This is a genomic window from Streptomyces sp. NPDC005898 (genome assembly GCF_040629635.1).
In the GTDB taxonomy this organism is placed as follows: domain Bacteria; phylum Actinomycetota; class Actinomycetes; order Streptomycetales; family Streptomycetaceae; genus Streptomyces.
On record NZ_JBEXWC010000013.1, the window covers coordinates 138,286 to 152,132 of the forward strand.

The 13,847-nt window shown below is 72.1% G+C and carries 9 protein-coding genes; 3 read left to right on the forward strand and 6 right to left on the reverse strand.

What is annotated here, in order from left to right; genetic code table 11:
• Nucleotides 1–109 precede the first annotated feature (109 nt).
• Complete coding sequence (nrdR, locus tag ABZ385_RS19410) at nt 110–655, reverse strand: transcriptional regulator NrdR (RefSeq protein WP_358912375.1); 546 nt, start codon at nt 653–655, stop codon at nt 110–112.
• Between the two features lie 528 nt (nt 656–1,183).
• Here nrdR and lexA point away from each other — a divergent pair.
• Complete coding sequence (gene lexA, locus ABZ385_RS19415; RefSeq protein ID WP_358912377.1) at nt 1,184–1,969, forward strand: transcriptional repressor LexA; 786 nt, start codon at nt 1,184–1,186, stop codon at nt 1,967–1,969.
• A gap of 95 nt (nt 1,970–2,064) precedes the next feature.
• On the opposite strand, the gene ABZ385_RS19420 is transcribed toward lexA, so the two are convergent.
• From ABZ385_RS19420 to ABZ385_RS19440, 5 genes are all read right to left on the reverse strand, one after another.
• The gene (locus tag ABZ385_RS19420; RefSeq protein WP_358696513.1) at nt 2,065–4,035 is read right to left on the reverse strand and encodes an ATP-dependent DNA helicase; all 1,971 of its coding nucleotides are present in this window, start codon (nt 4,033–4,035) and stop codon (nt 2,065–2,067) included.
• A gap of 40 nt (nt 4,036–4,075) precedes the next feature.
• On the reverse strand, nt 4,076–6,139 hold the full coding sequence (locus tag ABZ385_RS19425; protein WP_358912379.1) for an IucA/IucC family protein: 2,064 nt from the start codon (nt 6,137–6,139) through the stop codon (nt 4,076–4,078).
• Between the two features lie 58 nt (nt 6,140–6,197).
• Nucleotides 6,198–6,932, reverse strand: a complete 735-nt coding sequence (locus tag ABZ385_RS19430; RefSeq protein WP_358912413.1) for a GNAT family N-acetyltransferase — start codon at nt 6,930–6,932, stop codon at nt 6,198–6,200.
• A gap of 114 nt (nt 6,933–7,046) precedes the next feature.
• Nucleotides 7,047–8,927: an IucA/IucC family protein gene (locus ABZ385_RS19435; RefSeq protein ID WP_358583337.1), complete on the reverse strand. Its 1,881-nt coding sequence runs from the start codon at nt 8,925–8,927 to the stop codon at nt 7,047–7,049.
• A 189-nt stretch (nt 8,928–9,116) separates the two neighbouring features.
• Nucleotides 9,117–10,709, reverse strand: a complete 1,593-nt coding sequence (locus ABZ385_RS19440; RefSeq protein ID WP_358912381.1) for a diaminobutyrate--2-oxoglutarate transaminase family protein — start codon at nt 10,707–10,709, stop codon at nt 9,117–9,119.
• Between the two features lie 362 nt (nt 10,710–11,071).
• On the opposite strand from ABZ385_RS19440, the gene ABZ385_RS19445 reads away from it, so the two are divergent.
• Both ABZ385_RS19445 and ABZ385_RS19450 read left to right on the forward strand, forming a co-directional pair.
• Entirely contained in the window at nt 11,072–12,304 is a 1,233-nt protein-coding gene (locus ABZ385_RS19445) for a hypothetical protein (protein ID WP_358912383.1), read from the forward strand.
• Between the two features lie 289 nt (nt 12,305–12,593).
• A complete protein-coding gene (locus ABZ385_RS19450) occupies nt 12,594–13,814 on the forward strand; it encodes a hypothetical protein (protein WP_358583293.1) in 1,221 nt (406 codons plus the stop codon).
• The last annotated feature ends 33 nt before the right edge of the window (nt 13,815–13,847 follow it).

The window sequence follows — 13,847 nt, forward strand, 5'->3', positions numbered from 1 at the left end:
CTGAAGTACCACGTTCTTCCCGTGGCACGGATGTGTATCTGGCGTCGCGGGCATCGCAAAGGAAACCCACGACAGGTCTGTGTTCGCCGCCGGCCGGTCGGTCAGCCGGTCAGTCGGCGGCGGTGGCGGGCACCGGGACTTCGACAGTCCCTCCGGCCCCGCGGTCATCCACGACGCGCTCCGCGCCCGCTTCGCGCGGCTCCGCGTCGAGCCGCTGTTCCCTCAGCTCCCCGATGGCGGCCTCGAAGTCCTCGAGCGAGTCGAACGCCCGGTACACGGACGCGAAGCGCAGGTAGGCGACGAGGTCGAGTTCCTGCAGCGGACCGAGTATGGCCAGTCCGACGTCATGAGTGGTCAGCTCGGCGCTTCCGGTGGCGCGCACCGCCTCCTCGACCCGCTGGCCGAGCAGGGCGAGAGCGTCCTCGGTGACCGGCCGCCCCTGGCACGCCTTGCGGACGCCGTTGATGACCTTCGTACGACTGAAGGGCTCGGTGACGCCGCTGCGCTTGATCACCATCAGTGAGCACGTCTCCACGGTCGTGAAACGACGGGAGCAGTCAGGGCACTGGCGGCGCCTTCGGATCGACGTGCCGTCGTCGGTGGTACGGCTGTCGACCACGCGGCTGTCGGGGTGCCTGCAGAAGGGGCAGTGCATGGAACTTCCAACCCTCCTTGACGGCACGACTCATAAGCCTCAGTGGGCCCTCGGGGCCCCTCGAAGCAGCCCCCAGCATAGGCGATCCCTGCACCTCTGGAGGACCAGGGACCACAACTTCTGGGCCGCTGCCGCAATCCAACCACTAGATCTGGGGTTGAGCCGCTTTTTCGGCCCCTAGCGTGTCGCACCGTCCCGAAGCGTGTCAGACCTACGAAGTCGCCCACCGCGACGCCCCGGGCCGGGCGGGACCGGGGCCGGGGGCGGACCGGAACGGGGGTCGGTGCGGGTCCGACGAGGCACCGGGTGGCACTATGGGAGCGCCACCGAGGGGCTCCTGGGCCCGGCGGTGAATCGTACCGTAATGAACCGAATTGCCGTTCTGCCCGGTCGCGGCCATACACCTGCATGCCTGATCACGTCAGGTAATCGCTGGTTTTTCACTCGAACGTGTGTTTGGCGCAACCTTTCGAAAGCAACTACCGTTGGCTAGCTAGGGAGAGAACATCTCGAGAGGGGCCGACCGACGTGACCACCACCGCAGACAGCGCCACCATCACTGCCCAGGACCGCTCCCAGAGCCGACTCGAGCCGGTGCATGCCATGAATGACGCAGCCACGAACCCGGAGGGGCCCAAGCCCGCTCGCTCCCTGCCGGGCCGACCTCCAGGCATCCGTGCCGACAGCTCGGGACTCACGGACCGGCAGCGACGCGTGATCGAGGTCATCAGGGACTCGGTGCAGCGACGTGGTTACCCACCGTCGATGCGTGAGATCGGGCAGGCGGTGGGTCTCTCCAGCACCTCGTCGGTCGCGCATCAGCTGATGGCCTTGGAGCGCAAGGGCTTCCTCCGCCGCGACCCCCACCGCCCCCGGGCGTACGAGGTGCGCGGCTCCGACCAGCCGAGCAGCCAGCCCACCGACACCACCGGCAAGCCGGCCGCCTCGTACGTCCCGCTCGTCGGCCGCATCGCGGCCGGTGGCCCGATCCTCGCCGAGGAGTCGGTGGAGGACGTCTTCCCTCTCCCCCGCCAGCTCGTGGGCGACGGTGAGCTCTTCGTGCTGAAGGTCGTCGGTGACTCGATGATCGAGGCCGCCATCTGCGACGGCGACTGGGTCACGGTCCGCCGCCAGCCCGTCGCGGAGAACGGCGACATCGTGGCCGCCATGCTGGACGGCGAGGCGACGGTCAAGCGGTTCAAGCGGGAGGACGGGCACGTCTGGCTGCTTCCGCACAACTCCGCGTACCAGCCGATCCCCGGCGACGAGGCGACGATCCTCGGCAAGGTCGTGGCGGTGCTGCGGCGGGTGTGAGCCACCGCCCCTGACCGGGCCCCGGAACCAACTGCGCCGGTTCCGGGGCCCTGCTGTGTCCGGGACCTCGCTGGGACCGGGGCCAGCCGCAGGGGCTACGCCTCGGCCGCCTTCGCCGCAGCGTCGATCGCGGCCAGGGACCTACGGGCCTGATTGCGGTCCGTCGTGTACCAGAAGTCGGGCAGCGAGGCCCGCAGATAGCTGCCGTAGCGGGCGGTCGCCAGGCGGGGATCCAGTACGGCGACCACCCCACGGTCCCCGGACGCTCGGACGAGGCGACCGGCGCCCTGGGCCATCAGCAGGGCCGCGTGCGTGGCGGCGACCGCCATGAATCCATTGCCCCCGGCCTCGTCGACCGCCTTCTGGCGCGCGCTCATCAGCGGGTCGTCGGGACGCGGGAAGGGGATCTTGTCCATGATCACCAATTGGCAGCTGGGGCCCGGCACGTCCACGCCCTGCCAGAGCGAGAGGGTCCCGAACAGGCAGGTGCGCGCGTCCGCCGCGAAGCCCTTGATCAGCTCGCCCAGGGTCTCCTCACCCTGCAGCAGGATCGGCATGTCGAGGCGGCCCCGCAGCTCCTCGGCCGCGCCCTGGGCGGCCCGCATGGAGGAGAACAGCCCCAGCGTGCGGCCGCCCGCCGCCTCGATCAGCTCGGCCAGCTCATCGAGCATGTCGTCGCGCGTGCCCTCGCGGCCCGGGCGGGCCAGGTGCTTGGCGACGTACAGGATGCCCTGCTTGCCGTACTCGAAGGGCGAGCCGACGTCCAGGCCCTTCCACTGGGGCGCGTCCTCGGACTCGGTGCCCTCCGGGGCCAGGCCGAGGGAGGCACCGACCCCGTTGAAGTCGCCGCCCAGCTTGAGCGTCGCCGAGGTGAGGATCACCGAGCGGTCGGCGAAGAGCTTCTCCCTCAGGAGGCCCGACACGGACATGGGGGCCACGCGCAGGGAGGCGCCGAAGCGGTCATGGCGCTCGTACCAGACGACGTCCCACTCGGAGCCGTTGGTGATGCGCTCCGCCACGTCGTGGATCGACTCCACGGAGGCCAGCGCCTGCTTGCGGACGGCGTCCTCGTCCTGGACCGACTTGTCGCGGGTGGAGCCGAGCGCCGTGATCACCGAGCGGGCCGCGTCCCGCAAGGCCATCAGCGCGTACCCCAGGTCCTCGGGGATCTCCTCCAGGCGGCCCGGCAGAGCCAGCTCCATCAGCCGCTCGAAGCCCTCGGCGGCGGTCTGAAGCTGATCGGCCGCCTTTTCGTTGACGAGCTTGGCCGCGCGGCGGACGGCGCGGTTGACCTGCCCGGGGGTCAGCTCGCCGGTGGCCACGCCGGTGACGCGGGAGACCAGCTCGTGGGCCTCGTCCACGATCAGCACCTCGTGCTGGGGAAGGACGGGGGCGCCCTCGATGGCGTCGATGGCGAGCAGCGCGTGGTTCGTGACGACGACGTCGGCGAGCTTGGCGCGCTCGCGGGCCGCCTCGGCGAAGCACTCCGCCCCGTACGCGCACTTCGAGGCCCCGAGGCACTCCCTGGAGGAGACGGAGATCTGCGCCCACGCGCGGTCGGACACCCCGGGGGTGAGATCGTCGCGGTCGCCCGTCTCGGTCTCGTCCGCCCAGTCCCGCATCCGCAGCAGGTCCTGGCCCAGCTTGCTGGTGGGCGCGGCCGCCTCGAACTGGTCGAAGAGCCCCTCCTCCTCGTCCTGGGGCATGCCCTCATGGAGGCGGTGCAGGCACAGGTAGTTCGAGCGGCCCTTGAGCATCGCGAACTGGGGGCGGCGGCGCATCAGCGGGTGCAGCGCCTCCACCGTGCGCGGCAGGTCCCGCTCCACGAGCTGGCGCTGCAGGGCGAGGGTGGCCGTGGCGACCACCACGCGCTCCCCGTGCGCCAGGGCCGGCACGAGGTAGCCGAGGGACTTGCCCGTGCCGGTGCCGGCCTGGACCAGCAGATGGGAGCCGTCGTCGATCGCCTCGGCGACGGACTCGGCCATGGCCACCTGGCCAGGGCGTTCCGTGCCGCCGACGGCGGTGACGGCGGCGTGCAGGAGCTCGGGGAGGGAGGGCTTCGTCATAGCGCGACCACCCTACGGTGCCCCACTGACAATCCCGCGATCACGGCTGGTGCAGAGGGTTGGGGACCGTCCCGTGCACGGCGGCGTGGGGGCGCTGCGGGCGGTCCCGGTACCCGTCGAGGAGGAGCCGGTTCCGGTTGAGGCACAGCCGCTCGATACGGGGTGTGAGCAGGTCGAACATCTCGTATCGCTCCTTGAGCTCCGGGGCGCGCGCCTGGTGCCGCAGGATCTCGGCGCGAACGGCGGACCAGAAGTCGCCCTCTCGAACGCCCAGTTGTTCCTCGCACAGCGGCGCCAGGTAGCGGAAGACCCCCACGAAGAGACCGGAGTGGATGAACTGGGTGAGGAAGTCGGGCGGCTCGGTGAGCAGTACGTCCCGCACGTCGGCCGGCATGGAGTCGTGCTCGGGCAGCGGCGTGGCGCTGACGTTCACGTCGTCCACGAAGTCCTTCACGGCGAGCCGGACGGGCACGTCCTGGTCGTCGAAGACGACGATGGCGTTCTCCCCGTGGGGGGAGAAGACGGTTCCGTAGCGGTAGAGGAAGTGCAGCAGCGGGGGCAGCAGGGCGGCGAACAGCCGGCGCAGCCAGACGGCGGGGGCGAGCCCGGAGCGTGCCACGAGTTCCGCGACGAACGCCTTGCCGTCCGGGTCGACGTGCAGCAGTGCGGCGAGGGTGCGCGCGCGTTCGTCGGGGGCGAGGTAGCGGGTGATCGGCTCGCGCCAGATGGCTCCGAGCAGCTCCCTGTACTGGTAGGGGACCTCGGGCAGCCCGTCGTACACCGGGTGCTCGACGGCCACGGAGGCCACCTCGCCGAGCAGGATCACCCCGCACTCGTCGCGCAGGAAGGGGTCGGCGTCGCGCAGCGCGTGCATCCACGCCGTGACGGCGGGCGCGGCGACGGTGCGTTCTGTCGGCAGGCCCCGCCACACCAGTGTGTTGAGGACCGACAGCGGCAGCTTCACGGTGTGCCGGTCGGGGCGGGACGCGTTGAGGAACGTACGGATGGACTGCTGCGGGAGACGCAGGTCGCCGTCGCTCCCGAGCGGGATGACGGCGTTCGCGGCGACGGAGGGCGCGAAGAGCGGCAGGACGATCTCGTCCCACTGCCAGGGGTGCACGGGGAGGTAGAGGTACTCCTCCGGGTCGACCCCGCGCGCGCGGAGTAACTCCGCGAACTCTTCCTGGGTGGCCGCGGTCAGCTCGCGCGCGTAGAGCTGGCGAGCGGTGTCCAGCCCGCGTACGCCCCGGTACACGGCGAGGTCGGTGTGGACGGCGATCCACGGCAGCGTCGTGGAACGGCGGCACTCCGGGGCCCAGCGGGCGGTGTCGCCGGCGGAGAAGCCGATGCGCCCTTTGTTGAGGACGAGCCAGGGGTGGCCGGTCTGGTGCCCTTCGAGCTCCGCGTACCCGAGGTCGGCGAGTTGGGCCGCGCCGAGCGCGGTGTGGTCGATACGGGCGTCGGCGCTGAGCGTGACGCTCAGCTCGCGGATGAGGTGGCCGAGGGTGGCGCCGTCGAGTCCGAGGGTCCGGCGGGCCAACGCGAGGAAGCGCAGGGGGTCGTGGAAGGGGACGGCGGGCGCGCCGCCCTGGGACAGGGCCAGGCCGACCGGGCTCACCTGCCAGCCGCCGTAGGCGCCCCGGCGGGCACGGAAGGTGAGAAGAGCGCCGCTACGGCTGGCGCCGGGGGCGGCGGCGGGGCCTTTCGCGGGGGTGGTGCTCACGCCGGGGGCGGTGGTGACGTTGCCGGCGGGGGTGACGCGTCCGGCCGGGGCGAGCGGTCCGTCGGGGTCCGCCGGTTCCGCCGGTTCGAGGTACAGGCGGTGGAGGCGGTACTCGGCGGGCCCGGCCTCTCCCCCGGACGCGCCCCCTGCGTAAGGGCTCGCGCTGTCGCCGGGTCCGGCCCCTTCGGCGGACGCGTCACGGCCGTCCGCCCCGTTCTCTATGACCGGTACGGGTCGGATGAGCTCCTCGTACGCGAACTCGGCGATCATCTTGGCGAGCAGTCGGCGTCCGGCCGCGTGCCATCTGGTCTCGGTCAGCTCGGGCGGGTCGTAGAGCGCGGCAGAGGGCCGGGGGGACGGGTGTGCGGACGGATGCGGCACAGGGACTCCTCCGTGAGGGAACCGGGTCGGGGCGAGTGGTGAGGCAGGAGTGATCAGGTCAGAGCACCGCGCGCAGGGCGCGGTCACGGACCATGAGCGCCGCCCTTTTGTCGGGCAGCTCCACTTCGGCGGAGAACCGGAAGCCGGCGCTCAGGAACGCGGAGACGGAAGGGCTGTTGCGCAGATCGGGTTCGGCGATGACGCGCGCGCACGCGGGCCGGTGGTCGAACACGAGATCGGCGACGGCTCTCAGCAACGCCGTCCCGAGGCCACGGCCCCGGTGGACGACGCCGCCGATGAGGAGGTGGATTCCGGTGTCGTGCGGGCGCGCGGGGTAGTGCCGGGCCAGCGGATCGAGGTCGGCCCGGTAGATCTCCCAGTAGCTCATCGGCACGCCCTCCAGCACGCCGAGACAGGGCACGCTGCGCCCGTCGCCGTCGAGCTGGGGGCTGAGATGGGCCTTGGTGACGGACTCGGGACCGGCGAGTTCCCAGAAGGCGGCCACGGCGGGGTCGTTCATCCACCGGCTGATCAACGGAAGGTCACGTTCGAGGCGGACGGGTACGAGTTGGAAGACGCCGACCGGGGTGGTGACCGGGCCCCAGCCGGCGATGTTGTCCAGGAGGTCCTCGACCACCGTGCCCGGGGCGGGGCCCCGCGCCCGCTCCGACCGGTCGATGGGTGCCGCCCGCGCAGGTCGTTCCTCGCCCTCGGCCAGGAGCGCGATGAGTTCGTCGGGCAGGCGCAGGTCCAGAGTGTCTGCGCCGTCGGCACCGTCGGCACCCGCGGCCAAGTCCGAGTCCGTGGCCGCGGACTCGGTTCCGGCATCGGTTCCGGCGTCGGTGCTCGCGTCGGTGGGAGGCACGGCGTCGCTCCTGTCAGGAGTCGGAGGAGGTGGGCATGTTCCTCAGGAATGGAGGGGGTTGGCGATGGTGACGTAGACGGACTGGGTGTCGACCGGGCCGACGAGCTCGTCGAGACCGTGCAGCCGGGTGAGGAGATTGGCCTTGCACCGCAGCACGGGTGAGTCGAGCAGCGTGGCGGGCAGAGAGGTGCGCAGCTTGTCGGGGCCGGTCGCGACGTCACGCAGGAAGCGCCGGAAGGCGGCGAGCAAGAGCCGTTCGTCCGCGAGCCGTTCGGCGCCGAGGGCGCCGATCAGTCCCAGGATGTTGTTGATGCCGAGGTAGTAGGCGAGCCGTTCGTCCGTCACCTCGTCGGAGACGAAGGTGTCGCTGTGCTCGCCGATCCCGGGGAGCCGCCGGTCGAGTTCGACGCGCCGGGACTCGCGGAAGTAGTAGCCCTGGTTGTCGCGGTAGCGGCCGCCGATGGGCCAGCCGTCCGGGTCGAGCAGCAGGAGGGTGTTCTGCTGATGGGCCTCCAGGGCGACGCCCGCCTCGCTGTCCAGCCACAGGATGGGGCGGACGACGCTCTCCAGGTAGCGCAGGAACCACTCGGCGGCGACGGCCCCTCGGGGGCGGCCCGTGCGGCCGGCCAGCCTGGTGACGATCTCGCCGAGCCGGGAGCGCATGAGGTGGAGGTCCTGGCCGGCGGGCCGTGCCGAGGGCCTCGGCGAGACGAGTCCCGCGACGCAGGTGGCGTCGTCGCCGGGGCCGAAGGGGTTGTGCCGGATCATGACGTCGAGGCCGGTGACGGGAGCGCCGTCGGGGCCGTCGACGGCCAGCCACGCCGGGTCGCGGACGACGTCGAAGCAGGGGTGGATCGCCTGCCACCGGTCTCCGAGGCCGCTGCGCAGCAGCCGGTGCACCTCGACGCCCCGGTGGAGTTCCTTGCGGAGGTTCTCGCGCCGGGAGTTGGTGATGCGCAGGCCCAGCGAGAGCTTCAGCATGGCGGCCGCGCCGGAACGGTACAGCGTGCGGACGGAGGAGGTGGGGTGCCAGGGCGCGCCGTGCGGGCCGAGGTCCCGCAGGAGCCCGGCGTCGAGGAGTTCGGCCGCCGCGGGGCGGTGTCGCAGTTCGCGGATCTGCCAGGGGTGGACGGGCAAGGCGGCGCAGCCGTCCGGCAGCGGCAGTTCCGCTTCCGCCAGGCGGGCGGTGAGCTGCTCGGCGGGAATCGCGCGGCCGCGCTCGGTCCACGCCGAGTCCGTGGCGAGGACGGAGCGGTCGACGGCCAGCCAGTGCAGCGGGAAGGCGCCGCGCGACTCCGGTGAGTAGAGCCGGGATTCGGCGTCGGAGAGCCCTTCGCGGCTCTTGGGGGTCGGGTGCAGGGGGTGCCCGAGGAGGAGGGACTGTTCGGCGGCGAGGAAGAGGTCGGGCTCGTCCTGCGGGTCGGCGCGGCGGTCCGCGAGGAACTCGGCGGTGCGTCGGACGGAGTCGGCGACCCGGCCGACCAGGTCGGCGCCGTCTCCGGTGCGTGCGGGGTGCGCCGCTTCGGAAGCGGCGGTGGGTTCGGCGCCGGCGTGCTTCGGGGCGCTCGCCGGTTCCTCGCCGCGGCGGGCGGTTTCGCGGCCGAGGAGGGCGGCGACCGTCACGGCGTCGACGGGGGGCGCGCCGGGTGGGCCGTCCTCCAGGTAGGGGAGGCCGAAGCGATGCCAGCCGGTGACCGACCAGTACTGCACGGGGACGATCAGGGCGGTGCCGCTGGCTTGGAGGGGGACGCGCAGGGCGCCGTGGTCCGGTGCCGGAAGGTCGTTCTCCCTGACCCAGCAGCGCAGGAGGTTCTCCACGGCCGCCGCCTGCGCGGCGATGTGCGGATCGGGGTGCTCCAGCAGGTCGGTGGATGTGCCGCACAGGTGCTCGGCCTCGTGGCCGCCACCCTTCTGCCGGGGCACCGTGCCGGACTCCGTCACCCGTGAGGGTTGCGTGACGCACGCGCCGGGGGCGTCGGGGTGGGGGCGGCCTTCGGGTGTGGGGGTGGCGTTCAAGAGGGGTTCCTTGTGGTTGTTCGGGCTCCGTGTGGCGACCGTGGCCGGGGCGCGCCCGGCGTCTCGTGGCCGCGGGGCGGCCCGGGTCCGTCCTTGCTATCCGTGGTGGGCGTGCGCCGCGGTGGCCAGCGCGTCGGCGAGGCGGTCGAGGACCGCGGCCGCCTGTTCGTCGGTGATGGTCAGGGGCGGGAGGAGTCGTACGACGCTGGAGTGGCGGCCACCGAGTTCGACGATCAGGCCGCGGCGCAGACACTCGCGCTGCACGGCGGCGGCCAGCCGGGGTGCGGGCGGGCGCGGACGGGCGGCGGCCGGCAGGGCGGTGAGCGCGGTTCGGGTGGACAGGTCGTACGCGGTGGCGGAGGGGCCGTCCGACGCGTTCTCGGCGTTGTCACCCCGGGCCCCGGCGCCGTCGGGCGCTTCCTCGGGGTCGACGAGTTCGACGCCCAGCATCAGGCCCCGGCCCCGCACCTCCCCTACGCAGGTGTGCGCGTCGGCCAGTGAGCGGAGCTGCGTGAGCATGTGCTCGCCCAAGGAGGCGGCACGCTCGGCGAGGCCGTTCGCACGGACGTACGCGAGGGTCGCCGTGCCCGCGGCCATGGCGAGCTGGTTGCCCCGGAAGGTGCCCGCGTGGGCGCCGGGCGGCCAGACGTCCAGGTCGTCCCGGTAGATCACGACGGCGAGCGGAAGGCTGCCGCCGATGGCCTTGGACAGCACCATCACGTCCGGTACGACGCCGCTGTGCTCGACGGCCCAGAAGGCGCCGGTACGTCCGACGCCGGTCTGCACCTCGTCCGCGATGAGCGGGATGCCGCGGGCCGCGGTGATCTCCCGCATCCGGCGCAGCCACGCGTCGGGCGCCGGGAGGACGCCTCCCTCGCCCTGGACCGGTTCGAGGATCATGGCCCCCGGAAGCGGTACGCCGGATTTCGTGTCGTCCAGGAGGCTCTCGGTCCAGCGGGCGGAGAGCTCGGCCCCGCTCGGGCCGCCGAGGCCGAAGGGGCAGCGGTAGTCCTGCGGGTAGGGCAGGCGCGCGACGCGTACGTCCTGCGCGCCGCCGGAGGCGGCCAGCGCCCCGGCCGTCATGCCGTGGTAGGCGCCGGTGAACGCCAGTACGCCGTCGCGGCCGGTGGCGGCGCGGACCAGTTTCAGCGCGGCCTCCACGGCGTCGGTCCCGGCGGGCCCACAGAACTGGATCCGGGCGCGCTCCGCGAGAGCGGGCGGCAGGGTGGCGAACAATTCGGTGGTGAAGTCGTCCTTGACGGGTGTGGCCAGGTCGAGGACGTGCAGCGGTGCTCCGGAGTCGAGGACCTTCCTGATGGCTTCCAGCACGACCGGGTGGTTGTGGCCGAGGGCCAGGGTCCCGGCGCCCGAGAGGCAGTCGAGGTAGCGGCTTCCGTCCGCGCCTTCGATGGTCATGCCGCGCGCCCGCACGGGCACGATCGGCAGCGCTCGCGCGTAGGTGCGGGCCGCCGATTCACGCGCGGCCTGCCGCCTGAGGATGCCCTCTTGTACGGAGGGAGCGGAGGACCCGGACGGCGCGGGTGGGACAGAAGGCGCAGATGGCGCAGAAGGTACGAATGCCGCAGACGCCTCGTGCGGCATGGACGGCGCAGATGCCCCTGACGGCGCGGACTGCGTTGCGGAGCGTGCCGCGGACGCCGCCGCGGACGCAGGCTCGGTCACGGCCACGACTGTTGGTCCTCCCGCTGTGGACGAGCACGTCCGGTCCGGGGCGATCCCGGGGAGCCCATGTGGCCGGACGCGCGGGCAAGTTGGCAGGGGAGATGAACGCAGGCCGCGACTCCCCCGTACGTACCAACGACGGCGACCCCGCGGGATCACGGGTCATCGGAAGATCCTTGCCGTGACGGAACCGTTGCCCTTCCGTCGGCCGTCCCCAACGGCACCGGCATAGTGTGGGGTGCCGTTCACCAGGGACAGGTGCGCCGCCCGTCGAGTCACAGAAGGGGGCGCGCCGGTGTGCGACGGGTGCCGCGCGCCCGGATGTCCGGCACTTTGGAAAGATTTCGAGGCCCAGGGGGAATCTCACGATGCGACCCATACGTCCGCTCTTCACTGCCCGCGAGGGGAGGAGGACGCGCACCAGAACCTCCCCCGTGGCGGCCGCGGTGGTGCTCGGCGCGGCGCTCGCACTGACCGCCACGGCCTGTGGCCCCGGCGAGGACAACGCCGGCGGTGACGCGTCGTCGACGCAGCCCGGCGACAGCGCCGACGACGGCAAGGTCCAGATACCGGGCGACCTCCGGGACCGGCTCAAGGAGCACGGGATCGACCTGGACAAGTGGCGGAACGGCGCCTGGAAGAACTGGGACAAGGACGACTGGCTGCGCGAGGCCGGCGAGTTCGTCAACCCGATCATCGAGGACCTCTGGGACTCGGACCGGATGCGGGACGCCGACAAGAACCCGGACCGGAGGGTCGACGACAGCGACATCTCCGGTGACCAGGGCGTCACCGACCCGGCACCGGCCCCCGTGAAGGCGGCCGCCGTGCAGGCGCCGTACCACGGCCGGGCCGCCGAGTCGGGCAAGCTCTTCTTCGACGGGCCCGAGGGCTCGATGGTCTGCTCCGCGACCGTCGTCAAGGACCCCGCCCACCCGGGCAAGTCCAACATGGTGTGGACCGCGGGCCACTGTGTGCACGCGGGCGCCAAGGGCGGCTGGTACCGCAACATGGTCTTCGTCCCCTCGTACAACGACAGCGGCAAGTCGGCCGAGGAACTGCGGAACGCCCCGAAGGAAGAGGTCGCTCCGTACGGCGTCTGGTGGGGCGACTGGGCGCAGACCTCCGACCAGTGGATCGAGCAGGGTGGTCCGACGGGCGGAAAGGGCGCGCCGTACGACTTCGCCGTCATGCACGTGAAGCCCGAGAAGGGCAGCGAGGGCAAGTCGCTCGAGGAGACCGTCAGTTCGGCGCTCCCCGTGGACTTCAACGCCCCGGCGGTGCCCGAGATCAAGTCCATGACGGCGACCGGGTACCCGGCGGCGCCGCCGTACGACGGCCAGAAGCTGTTCCAGTGCGCCGACGAGCCGGGCCGGCTCTCGCTCACCAAGTCCGACCCGACGATGTACCGCGTCGGCTGCACCATGACGGGCGGTTCGTCCGGTGGCGGCTGGGTGGCGCGGGGCCGGGACGGCGAGCCCGCCCTTGTGTCGAACACCTCCATCGGCCCGGTGACGGCGGGCTGGCTGGCCGGCCCGCGCCTGGGCAAGGAGGCCAAGGGCGTCTACGGCGCGGTCAGCAAGAAGTTCGCCGGCCGCTGACGGTGTGCGGCGGGGCCGCCGGAAAACCTTCACGACCCCGCCGCCGTTCGTCCCCAACCTCATGGGCATAGTGGGGTGTTGTGTCAAGGCGGAGCCGCGCGGTCTCGCAGGGGCGTACATGTGACACGCACATGACAACACCTCGGCACCAGCACCAGCACCAGCACCAGCACCCGCACCCGCACCCGCACCCGCACCCGCACCCGCACCTACGATTCCGAATTCCGCGAGGCCGCGCCGCCACGCGCGCGCTCTCGCACCCACACGTTCTCTCGGGGGTAACAGCACCATGCGTTCCACTCCTGCGCCCTTCGCCCGCCGTCGCGGGCGGCGCGTCGCGCTCGCCACGACCGGGCTCGCCGCGGCCCTGGCGCTCACCGCCACCGCCTGCGGCCCGAACGACGACAAGGCGGGCGACCGGTCCGACGCGGCCGCCTCCCAGGGCGCCGACAACTCGGGGGCCGCTTCCGGGGGTTCCGACCCCAAGCTGCCGGACGACCTCGCCGACAAGCTGAAGAAGCACGGCATCGACCCGGACAAGTGGAAGAACGGCGCCTGGAAGAACTGGGACAAGGACGACTGGCTGCGCGAGTCCAAGGACTTCGTCAACCCGGTCATCGCCGGGCTCTGGAAGCCCGAGCGGATGCGGGAGGCCAAGGACCCCGACAAGACGATCGCCGCGAAGGACGCGGCCGCCGACCAGGGCGCGACCGACCCCGAGCCGACGCCGGTCCCGGCCAAGGCCGAGAAGACGCCGTACCACGAGAACGCCGCCCCGGTCGGCAAGATCTTCTTCGACTCCCCCGAGGGCTCGATGGTCTGCTCCGGCACGGTCGTGAAGGACCCGCGCAACCCCGGCAGGTCCAACCTCGTGTGGACCGCCGGCCACTGTGTGCACGCCGGGCGGAACGGCGGCTGGTACCGCAACATCGCGTTCGTGCCCTCGTACAACGACCTGGGCAAGTCCGAGGCCGAGCTGGGCCGCGCGACCTCGCAGGAGATGGCGCCCTACGGCCAGTACTGGGCGGACTGGGTCTCGACCTCCAACGAGTGGATCAACGAGGGCGGTCCGACGGGCGGCGCCGGCGCGACGCACGACTACGCCGTCATGCACGTCAAGCCGGAGCAGGGCGGCAAGTCCCTGGAGGAGACCGTCGGCAACGCTCTCGACGTCGACTTCTCGGCCCCCGCGACGCGGAGCGTCGGCTCGATGGGCGCCTGGGGCTACCCGGCCGCTCCCCCGTTCAACGGTCTGATCATGCACAAGTGCGTCGACAGGCCGGGGCGCCTTTCGCTCTCGCCGTCGCTGCCGACCATGTACCGCATCGGCTGCACCATGACCGGCGGCTCCTCCGGCGGCGGCTGGTTCCGTGCGGTGGGCGGCAAGACGAAGCTCGTGTCGAACACGTCCATCGGCCCGGCCGAGAACACCTGGCTGGCCGGACCGCAGCTGGGCGAGGGCGCCGAGCGGGTCTACGACATGATGAGCAAGAAGTACGGCTCCCAGTAGCCGTACGGCACGCCTGAATGCCACACGCGACAC